The organism is Klebsiella sp. 141240 (genome assembly GCF_050600805.1).
In the GTDB taxonomy this organism is placed as follows: Bacteria; Pseudomonadota; Gammaproteobacteria; order Enterobacterales; family Enterobacteriaceae; genus Klebsiella; species Klebsiella aerogenes.
On the sequence record NZ_JAQIRK010000030.1, the window covers coordinates 20,852 to 30,329 of the forward strand.

The 9,478-nt window shown below is 47.8% G+C and carries 15 protein-coding genes; 11 read left to right on the plus strand and 4 right to left on the minus strand.

What is annotated here, in order from left to right:
* Positions 1 to 57: 57 nt before the first annotated feature.
* Entirely contained in the window at positions 58 to 189 is a 132-nt protein-coding gene (locus tag PGQ95_RS25365) for a hypothetical protein (RefSeq protein ID WP_000374059.1), read from the plus strand.
* A gap of 340 nt (positions 190 to 529) precedes the next feature.
* On the opposite strand, the gene PGQ95_RS25370 is transcribed toward PGQ95_RS25365, so the two are convergent.
* The 3 genes from PGQ95_RS25370 to PGQ95_RS25380 form a co-directional block, all read right to left on the minus strand.
* Positions 530 to 811 carry a hypothetical protein gene (locus PGQ95_RS25370; RefSeq protein ID WP_000077926.1) on the minus strand — a complete coding sequence of 94 codons (282 nt, stop codon included), beginning with the start codon at positions 809 to 811 and terminating at the stop codon, positions 530 to 532.
* A 49-nt stretch (positions 812 to 860) separates the two neighbouring features.
* Positions 861 to 1,052 carry a DUF7706 family protein gene (locus PGQ95_RS25375; RefSeq protein WP_000398480.1) on the minus strand — a complete coding sequence of 64 codons (192 nt, stop codon included), beginning with the start codon at positions 1,050 to 1,052 and terminating at the stop codon, positions 861 to 863.
* A gap of 91 nt (positions 1,053 to 1,143) precedes the next feature.
* A complete protein-coding gene (locus tag PGQ95_RS25380; protein WP_001151575.1) occupies positions 1,144 to 1,485 on the minus strand; it encodes a hypothetical protein in 342 nt (113 codons plus the stop codon).
* 372 nt (positions 1,486 to 1,857) lie between these two features.
* Between PGQ95_RS25380 and PGQ95_RS25385 the strand changes: the two genes are divergently transcribed.
* From PGQ95_RS25385 to PGQ95_RS25430, 10 genes are all read left to right on the plus strand, one after another.
* On the plus strand, positions 1,858 to 2,250 hold the full coding sequence (locus tag PGQ95_RS25385) for a hypothetical protein (RefSeq protein ID WP_000341066.1): 393 nt from the start codon (positions 1,858 to 1,860) through the stop codon (positions 2,248 to 2,250).
* A gap of 603 nt (positions 2,251 to 2,853) precedes the next feature.
* Positions 2,854 to 3,147, plus strand: coding sequence for a helix-turn-helix transcriptional regulator (locus tag PGQ95_RS25390; protein ID WP_024136327.1), 294 nt, complete (start codon positions 2,854 to 2,856; stop codon positions 3,145 to 3,147).
* A 4-nt stretch (positions 3,148 to 3,151) separates the two neighbouring features.
* The gene (locus PGQ95_RS25395; RefSeq protein ID WP_000088046.1) at positions 3,152 to 4,477 is read left to right on the plus strand and encodes a type II toxin-antitoxin system HipA family toxin; all 1,326 of its coding nucleotides are present in this window, start codon (positions 3,152 to 3,154) and stop codon (positions 4,475 to 4,477) included.
* A 60-nt stretch (positions 4,478 to 4,537) separates the two neighbouring features.
* Positions 4,538 to 4,744: a hypothetical protein gene (locus tag PGQ95_RS25400; RefSeq protein WP_000134171.1), complete on the plus strand. Its 207-nt coding sequence runs from the start codon at positions 4,538 to 4,540 to the stop codon at positions 4,742 to 4,744.
* Positions 4,745 to 4,845: 101 nt separating this feature from the next.
* Positions 4,846 to 5,256 carry a hypothetical protein gene (locus PGQ95_RS25405; RefSeq protein ID WP_000985911.1) on the plus strand — a complete coding sequence of 137 codons (411 nt, stop codon included), beginning with the start codon at positions 4,846 to 4,848 and terminating at the stop codon, positions 5,254 to 5,256.
* A 12-nt stretch (positions 5,257 to 5,268) separates the two neighbouring features.
* Complete coding sequence (locus PGQ95_RS25410) at positions 5,269 to 6,084, plus strand: HNH endonuclease signature motif containing protein (RefSeq protein ID WP_001572439.1); 816 nt, start codon at positions 5,269 to 5,271, stop codon at positions 6,082 to 6,084.
* 253 nt (positions 6,085 to 6,337) lie between these two features.
* A complete protein-coding gene (locus tag PGQ95_RS25415; RefSeq protein ID WP_001043843.1) occupies positions 6,338 to 6,763 on the plus strand; it encodes a hypothetical protein in 426 nt (141 codons plus the stop codon).
* Positions 6,764 to 7,311: 548 nt separating this feature from the next.
* Positions 7,312 to 7,620 (plus strand): hypothetical protein, encoded by a 309-nt coding sequence (locus tag PGQ95_RS25420; protein ID WP_001224687.1) that lies wholly within the window; start codon positions 7,312 to 7,314, stop codon positions 7,618 to 7,620.
* A gap of 15 nt (positions 7,621 to 7,635) precedes the next feature.
* Positions 7,636 to 8,493, plus strand: coding sequence for an HNH endonuclease signature motif containing protein (locus PGQ95_RS25425; protein WP_000784387.1), 858 nt, complete (start codon positions 7,636 to 7,638; stop codon positions 8,491 to 8,493).
* Between the two features lie 61 nt (positions 8,494 to 8,554).
* A complete protein-coding gene (locus PGQ95_RS25430) occupies positions 8,555 to 8,758 on the plus strand; it encodes a hypothetical protein (RefSeq protein ID WP_001194555.1) in 204 nt (67 codons plus the stop codon).
* A 341-nt stretch (positions 8,759 to 9,099) separates the two neighbouring features.
* On the opposite strand, the gene PGQ95_RS25435 is transcribed toward PGQ95_RS25430, so the two are convergent.
* Positions 9,100 to 9,456 carry an H-NS family nucleoid-associated regulatory protein gene (locus PGQ95_RS25435; protein ID WP_065311124.1) on the minus strand — a complete coding sequence of 119 codons (357 nt, stop codon included), beginning with the start codon at positions 9,454 to 9,456 and terminating at the stop codon, positions 9,100 to 9,102.
* Between the last annotated feature and the right edge of the window lie 22 nt (positions 9,457 to 9,478).

Consider the following 9,478-nt stretch of genomic DNA (forward strand, 5'->3'; position numbering starts at 1 on the left):
ACAGCAGCTTAATACTGTAGAGCCTTTGTTCACTGGAAATCGTACAGGGAGGAGCATATGGACCGCATCAAGTACCTGAAATGGATAGCTGAAGAATCACCAACTGATGATGAAATCGACAACTACGATAGTATCATTAGTCGGGGCGCAGAAAGGGCCGAGAAGGTTCAGTTGTCTTTAAGACGTTAATATACGGGAGTTTAAATGTTCGCAGAAATCAAAGATAATTATTCGTTAGGTGGATAAAGAAAGGTTGCCATTACCAGCTTTCGACGAGTCGAAAATAAAAACCTTATTTATAGTGACAGGGAGTATGAGCTGACGCTTGCCAATGGAACAATAATTAAAAATGTACTTAGAAAAGAAGAGTGGGAACTGTTAGAAAGCAATTCAATTAAGGTTATATTATAACGAAAATATATTTACAGTTTTGGATAGGTTTCAAACGAGTCCGGACATTTGTACCTGAAGTATCTGACATTACAGTTAAGTGACGATTATGCCAGCACGTCTGTTGCTGGCAGCTTAGCTATCGGTCTAAAAGCTGATCCATTAATAATTCTTCGTAAAGCCCAGAGGTATCGGGCTTTATTACAATATCCGTTATTTCGAAGCGTTCAAGTACAAATTGCAGATATTCCGGAGTAACGTAGTAGGGATCAGGTTCAGCCAGATTAGTATAGAGTGGGTCTTCTGCTGCATTAATGTCATAATCAATGCACATATGAAACCACTGCAAAGGTGGATCCCAGCCTAACATCACCTGAACAATTCCCTGATTGCTTTTCACCTCATACCAGTGCTGGCTCATACTTAGTCCTTAAGAAAATTTGTCATCGGAAAATAACACGAAGCCTGCATCATCGAGGCGCATAACCTTCTTCCCTTAACGCCTGTTGTAATTTATCAACTGCGCTTTTCATTACCCAGGCTTCTTCGTCACTCACAGCACAACCACGTAGATCGCTCCAGCTCAGACGTTTAACAAATTGAGCAAGGGCCATAGTTTCGTTCTCATCAAGCCGCAAACTCAGTGTCTCAATACCTTCCACAATCTAACCTCCCTTATAATGAAAAATGGCGCTTTACTTCTGACCAGATGCCGAAGCCTTGAATGCAGCCGGAACTGTCGTTGTTTCTACTTTACAGAAATGGAATTAAAAAGTGGTGATGCTGGGCACGTTTCTTTTCCAGCCGGGGTTTAAGCCAGAGCTGAAACTCATTCAACTTCTCAGCAGCCAAAACCGCTTCAACGGGGAAAACTTTATATTTACCCTGTTGCTGAGGTTCACCCAGCCATCGCCTGATGGCTCCGTCAGTCCATAAACGAGTCTCTTTTAGCCTAGTTACAGTGACCCATTTTCTGGACCATTCATCAAATTGTCGCTGGCGATCCCGATAACGTTGTTCTTCCTGCTGCCGAAGCCACTCGCGATCAACAGCAAATTTTCGGTATCCAACAAAGAGCCCTTGTACTTTGGCCATGTCATATTCCGGTTGCTTAGAGTTACTCATTCAACCAAAACCTAAACGTCGATACAAACTCTGTTTCATAACCAGGGTTTTATCCTTACCGCGACAGTAAGTAACAGGGGCTGCATAAACCGGTCATTTAGTCCGTTATGCAAAAATTATTGAGGATCCGGGCTGTTAAACTGTTCTTCCTCTTTCGCTTCCGGTGAAAAGGGGAGGTGTCACCCTGCGAGCCCGTGTAGTGAAAGGGATTCGTCGTAATACAGGCCAAAGGCTAACATGACCGCAAAGGACGCCCGGGCGACCGGATACCTGCCGGGTTGTGCGATGTAAAATCCGGAAGCAGTGATAACACAAACAGGCCCCTACAGCGTAAGGATTGTGATGGACGATAAAGAGCAGTTTACGAATCTTGTGGCAAAGCATGCCTCCGGACTCACCGAAGAGCAGCTGGCCGGGTACGATGCCTGTTCCCTGGATGGTGAATGCGTCACGCCTTCATACGAGGTTTTCCGGGGGTATCGTACCCGCCACACACTGGATGAATTTCTGGAGATGGCCATATCGCTGAATGCCATCCACCCGGATGAATATTTAACGGATATGCTGCTGAAGCCTCATGAGGTGATCGGCGCTCTGGCCGATGAAGGCGACCAGCTGAACAACGCCACCCCGGTTTATTTCTTTCCGGATACCGGCGTCTATGCAGCGGCCGTTAGTGAAACCCGGGTGCTCGATGCCTGGCTTTGCTGGCCATGCTACCCGGCGAACTGGTAACGCGGCCGTTGGAATTGCACCGGCCGGATACGAATTTAACCGATCCCGTGGCGGGAAGGCTATCAGAGTTGCATGTCCTCATCCCTCAAGCCCCCTGCCAGGCCCCAACGTGCTGTCAGGCTTCGCCTGATTCCCGATCTGCGCCGATACTTCAGCCGATAACTTTTTGTTTTCTTTTTATTTTCTTCCCATTTCCTCAAAAATCGCGGGCGGCGTGGACAGGGCACCATTGCCGCATGTGGGGTCTTAATAAGGGCAGGGTGGTCAGTTTTGCTCGATGCCATGGGTAGGCCCTCCCCTTCATGGGATGAGGACATGCAAGTAAGCTAACTATCTGAAATGACGAAGGTTCATTTGGTGAATGTCGCTTCATATTAATGTTGTGTCACTTATGATCGTATGTAGCTGGTTGCAAAGAGGAGCGATGAGACAATAAAGTTGTATCGCTAACAAGATTTATGCTGCCACATAGTAACAGCCTAAAAGTTGTACGCCCTATTTAACAGCTTTTAGGCTGTTAATTTGATATTACAGCTTTTAGGGTGTATGTTTAGGAAACAGCCTGCAAGGTGTATCAGAGGAAACTACTGAGGCCAGCTTATGATCAATAATGATTACCCGTTAAACACGCTCAACCAGCTGCGTCCCTTGCTCATTGGTTTTCGCAAGGCGAATGGCCTGACGCAAAAAGACCTGTCCGAAAGGTTAGGCGTCACTCAACAGACATACTCACGTCTGGAAGCCAACCCTGCCAGTGCGAGCATTGAACGGCTATTCAAGGTGTTTTCCATCCTGGGCGTAAAAATCAGCTTCTCCTCGGCAACCACCTCTTCAGAGAGGAAGCAGACGGAAGAAATGCTTAAATCAAACTCACCTGCACGACAGGAGGATTGGTAACGATATGAGCCGGAAACAGCAACGTCTGGTAATTTGGATGAACGGCATCAAAGTCGGGTACTGGGAAAAAAGCAAAGGGGTAGACAGCTTAGAATACCTTCCTGAATGGGTTGCTGACGAACAGGGAAGGCCGCTGTCATTGTCCCTTCCTTTTACTCCCGGGAACCAGGTCTGGCGTGGAAATGTGGTACGTGACTATTTTGATAATTTACTGCCGGACAGCGAAGGCATACGCAGACGTCTGGCAATGCGTTACAAGGCCGATAGCCTGGAGCCTTTTGATCTGCTGACGGAGCTGGGAAAAGACTGCGTGGGCGCGATACAGCTGCTTCATGACGGAGATGAACCCACTGATTTATATTCCGTGAAGTATCACCCGCTTACTGAATCAGAAATTGCGGCAACTTTGCGTAATACCACGGAGACATTGCTACCGGGCAGGCCAGAAGATAACGACGACTTACGTTTATCTATTGCCGGTGCTCAGGAGAAAACAGCCCTACTGTGGCATGAAGATCGGTGGTGTATGCCGGAGGGTAATACACCAACGACGCATATATTCAAGCTACCGCTCGGACTTGTGGGGAACATGAAAGCCGACATGAGCTCGTCGGTTGAAAATGAATGGCTCTGCTCGGTACTTCTCGGCCAGTACGGGCTCCCCGTGGCAAGAACGCAGATTGCTCACTTTGAAGATCAGAAAGCGCTGGTGGTAGAACGTTTTGACCGAAAATGGTCAGGAGACGGACAATGGATCATTCGTTTACCCCAGGAGGATATGTGTCAGGCCCTGGGCGTTTCGCCATTACGAAAATATCAGGCGGACGGCGGGCCAGGTATATCGGAAATTATGGAGGTTCTGAGTAATTCAGACCGTGCTGAGCGTGACAAAGCGCAGTTTTTTATGACGCAGATAATTTTCTGGATGATGGCCGCAACAGATGGCCACGCTAAAAATTTCAGTATTTCTATTGGGCCACAGGGACGTTATCACCTTACACCAAACTATGATGTGTTGTCGGCATGGCCGGTGATCGGTCATGGGAACAATCAGATATCCTGGCAGAAGTGCAAACTGGCGATGGCCGTACGTGGCAGTAGCAACTATTACCAGATATATCGAATACAACGACGCCACTGGATCAGGCATGGTGAGATAACCGGCCTGAGTAAACAGCAGACAGAGGCGATGATAGAGGAAATCATCGCCAGAACCCCGGGTGTCATTGAACGTGTTAGCGGGCTTCTTCCGGACCAGTTCCCCCAGCAGCTTGCGGAAAGTATTTTTGATGGAATGAGGCAGCAATGCAGGCGCCTGGCTGAGAAATGACAGCCGCAATTTATAGTGTGCATGTTTTCAGAATAGCTGATGTAAGCGTGAGGATTCAGTATGACTGAAGAACAAAAAAGAATAGAGCGGGCTATTGAGTTGGCTTGTCGTTACGGCGGAACCGATGAAATGCATCATCTGCAATGGGTCGTGGATCAGATGGTAAGAGAACTTGCTGGAGAACGTTATGCACAGATTGTAGCTGATGCCACCAGCGGAGAAGATGGGCCTGATACTTACAAATGGAGTGTTGGGATCGCGCCTTAACAGCTGTCGGTCTGGGGGTGAAAACGTATTCTTCATTCAGCGAATTCCCAGGCTTCACATTAAGACTAAAGCGGCGGCCGCAGTAACGTAAGAGAAAATAAATGGCTATTTTAGCAATCATTGCAGTTATCGCCCTGGGTGGGTACGCCTACGGATTTATTAAAACCCGTGAGCTGAGCGCTTTGCGTAAAGAAATGAAACTATACGTGGATCGCATGGAAGCGGCGGAGCTGGACTTACACGCAATCAGAAGTGTAGCGGAGCACCGGTTGCACGGTGCAGGTAAACAGTTTGCCGACCTTTACAGCCGTATCGACGGTGCAACTGTGACGCTGACACCCGAAGATCAGCTGTTACTGGCAACGATGCCATTTAATATTCAGGATGTAGAAGACATCGTAAACGAGCGCGGTCCAAAGACAATTAGCGGCCGTCCATTCTGGGAAGTTGAGCCAGGCCCGCATGATTATGAATATGGCCCGCAATATCCGTATTTCCCAGACCAGCGCTAGGAAGAGATCAAGATGAGAGAGCCAAGACCACGCCATACCTTGCAGGTCATTCGTGTACCTTCTCTGGAGGTTCAGGACCTGGGGCTGACCAGCTTTGATAGCTGGCTTGACGAGCACGGGTATGACAAAACGAATGCCAGAAATAACCGTACCATCTGGGCGAGAGAAGGCGGATGGCATCTGAAACGTTGCAGAAATCTTGAAACTGGCACGGACGATTTCTGGTTTATCGCTTTCGATGGTAAAGGCGGGAAGATTTACCCGCTGAAAACCCAAAGAGACTACCGGGCTGCATATCGTAAGCTGGAAGCAGAAGGTTATGCGCCTGCGGTCATCGAGCAAATGACCACAGGCGCAGCATATAACCTGGCCTATCCACGTTCCACCCTAAAACAAGCTGAGACGGCCACCAGCGAGCCAATTCGGAAACCTGACGTAGATATCCAGGGTGAGCACTGCGAGCGCGTAGTGACGCAACGTAGTGGCGTGGCACAGGGTAAATTCAAAGCTCTGCTCATCGAGAATTTCGCAGGCCGTTGTGCGGTAACCGGTTGGGTTAATGGAGGTGTCCTGGATGCGGCACACATTGAACATGGAACCCGGTACAATCCGTCTAATGGCATCCTGATGACTCCAACAATGCATGCGCTGTTTGATGCCGATCTTATGGGCATAGATCCGGCCACCCTGACCGTTCATTTTAAGCCAGGCATTGAGGTGGGCGAGCTGTTTGAAGGCCGTAAAATCACACCGCTGGTGTACGATCTGGACTTAGAGCGGCTGGCCGTACGCTGGGCAGAATACCAGGGCCTTGCTCAGGACCAATGAAGGGTGACAGCCAGGTTGTGCCTAAACCTGGCAGTAAAACCTGCATGCCACAAACCTTTAAATTCTGACTCAAGAGCCTGGCACAAGATAAAAGCGAAATGAAAAGGTTAAAACCGGTGCACCAGACCTCTTAGGTTTAATACCTGAGCCAGTATACTGGCAGTCTCAGGTAAGTGGGTATCATACACTTCAGAAATATCCACACCGAGATAACCGCAACAGTTAAAGAGCTAAAAAGGACGGTTTTAATTTTATGAATAAAACAGCTTTAATTATGATTCTGGGAATCCTCGGATGTGGTAAAGCATTTGCAGCCACTGAATTACAGCTCCAGCAAAAACGCGTTATGCATTTCTGTGCCAATGCCAGCCTTCCGTTGTTGATTGCCGGTACAACTTATGCGAATACGTCTGACAATGGACGACCAGAAAAAGAAAGAGTGGCAATCCTGAAAAATTCAGTTGCAAGCTCGACAGCTTATAAAATGGCATCTCCCGGAGTTCAGATGGCCATGATGAGCGTGGTGGAAGATATTGCCGATCCGAAAGAATTAGCTCTACATCAAAAAGAAGTTAGACGTCTTGGGGCTAGTTATCTTTCCGACAGCGGTGTTTCATGGGCTTCAAAAACTGTTTCACCATTTACAGCCTGGTGTAACTTTAACCGTTTAGAAAGTTAAGGCTGGCAAGGCGGTTTCTGTTCAGGAAAGTTACTTTCCGTGCGGGGACCGTAAGATACAGATAAAGCTTAAGGCCTTTGAATTTTTGGAAAGCATTTGAAAATTTCATTGCGCTTGTCTGATATGAAACAGCCCCTGCATTTCTGCAAAGGCTGAAAGAGTGTGTACGGACTTTGGAAGGAGTGATGATATACGCCTGAGCCATCCCATCACCGCAGACAGGGTAATTAACCCTGACTAAAGCTTTCACCTATTCCGTCGCTCGCAAGCGGCTTTCGCACACTAACGAAGGTATGGCCTTTCGTCGGTGTTAAATTTTTCAAACTTTGCTTACTTTGTCAAGGAAGGTGACCGCAGTAGCAGGCACAACTACTTTAATCTGTATGAATAATAAGGTAGAACCGGCCAGTGAATGAATGCTTACCCTGAAATCAGGCGGACAACCTTCAGGAATATTGATAGCAAGACTGAATCTCTCGCTGCGGCGATAAACATTTCGCCATAACCCTGAACGAGAGTGGTTCATCCATCATATACAGGAGCGTTACATGCGCAAATTTAAGTACATAATCTGTCACCAGTGCGAAGGCCACGGGACCATGGAAAACCCGGCCTTTGAAAATGGATTCACCCAATCAGAAATGGCTGAGTGGGAGCCAGAAATGCGTGAAAAGTATTTTGCCGGAGCATTTGATGTTCGCTGTAACGTTTGTGCCGGTGACGGTAAGCTCAGCGTACCAAACGTAGCGGCTATGTCTTTTTCAGAACGACGGGTTCTGGCAGCACGGCGGCGTGATGAGCGTCTTCAGGCTGCTGATGAACGGCTGTCCCGCCAGGAACGAGCAATGGGGTACTGAGGTGCTACAGCAAAGATGAAAATGACGAAGCCAAAACCGGTAAGCCGGATGAAAAGACCGTTTATTAGTGAGCTTGCAGAGCTGGGTTTATCGGGTGAAATTCTTTCAATTCGAACTGACGGCATGCAGGGGACGCTCATACCCGATCTTACCGCAGGGGTGAGTGAAGCAGGCCGTGTGAAAACCGGCAACTGGGTAATCTCTGACAAGAGAACCTTCGACCATGTCGTTCTGTGTGTTGAAAGACAAGATGAGAACCATGATGTGTACGTAGGTAAATTCATCCAGTTACATGTAGCCGCTAATAAGAGCCTTAAGATCGTCGAAATGGGCGATGTGAAACTGGTGGCCATAACCAGCTCGATTCCTACCACTTTTAATGGTGGGATAAAGAGATACAAAGGGGTTACGTATGTGTCACTTTCCCAAACAGCTCAAACCACTATCGACTTCCCGAAGCGTATCTACAAAGAGGGCCAGGAATGTACTTCTGTCACCAGTCCTGACCAAGGTCCTTTCGCCCGGGATGTTAGGTTGAATTGCTACGGGCGATGTGTTGTCACCGGCGTAAGGTCCCCCTGGCGTACTGAGGCCGCGCACTTAACGCCACGTCATGAAGAAGGCATTCCCGACGTAACGAACGGAATTTTACTTCGCCGTGATATCCATACACTGTTCGACAATGACCATTGCGCCATAAACCCTGACACTATGAAAATTTACTTCAGCCGGGAGGCCCGGGAGTTGGATGATGATCTCCTGAAATGGCATGGGAATGAGATAGAGACGACACGCATGCAGGTTCCGGTTAACATCGAAAACCTTCGGATACGATGGCAAAAATTTAAGGCTAAGGATCGTCAGCGTAAATAAAGCCATAAGCTGAACCACGGCGAGGATTAGTCTTGTTCACTAAATGACAGCGAGAGATTAAATGCAAACCCAAAAAGAAATTACAGTTGGCCAGATCTGGGAAGAAGTGGATCCAAGACTGATCCGGAAAGTGCGGGTTGTTGAGGTGGCCTCGTTAGAAGGGCCCAAAGGCATCCTTATCGAAAACGTGGAGTCTGGTCGTAAGAACTGGGCGTCGTCATCCCGCTTTAATGGAAAGCGTGGAGGGTATCGTCTTATTTCCTGACGGTTTTGCCAATATGGGAAACTGAAGAGGTTGAAACCATCCCGGTGAGGGAGCATATCTGGTAAAGAAGAGTCTTTAAAAAGGTTTTACGCGACCTGGGATAATAAACGGGAAAACGATACCCAAAAAAAGAATACAGCGATGATAACGATAAGGAATGGTAAGGGCTTCAATATTTTGAGAAATGCCCTGGCTTCCTTTGCATCTGCATTTCTAATCAAACTGTCCACATAGGGATCACAGCTCTTAGGTTCTGAATTTTTCATATGTTCTGTACCTGAAATTGATTCCGTATGAGAAAAGGCCACCGAAGTGGCCTCTATCAAAACTGGTGGCAAAAGTTAGATCAGGAAATCATCAAGACTTTTACCGGCTGCAATTTGTTCTGCCAGAGCTTTGGGGGTACGGCCCTGTCCAGTCCACGTTTTTGTTTCGCCATTTTCATCAGTAAATGAGTATTTGGCCGGGCGTGGTCCACGGCTTTTCTTGGTAGCCGTAGATTTGGCCTGGAATGAGCCAAGCAGCTCTTCCGGGTTGATACCATCTTCTTCCATTAACTTACGCAGGGCGTCAAGTTTCTCCTGACGAGCTTGCAGTTCGGCAGCTTTGGATGATTCTTCCTGACGGCACTGTTGCAAATAGTCGGTGGTGATAAACTTATCATCCCCTTTTGCTGATGGAGCTGCACATGAACCCATTCAAAGGCCGGCATTTTCAGCG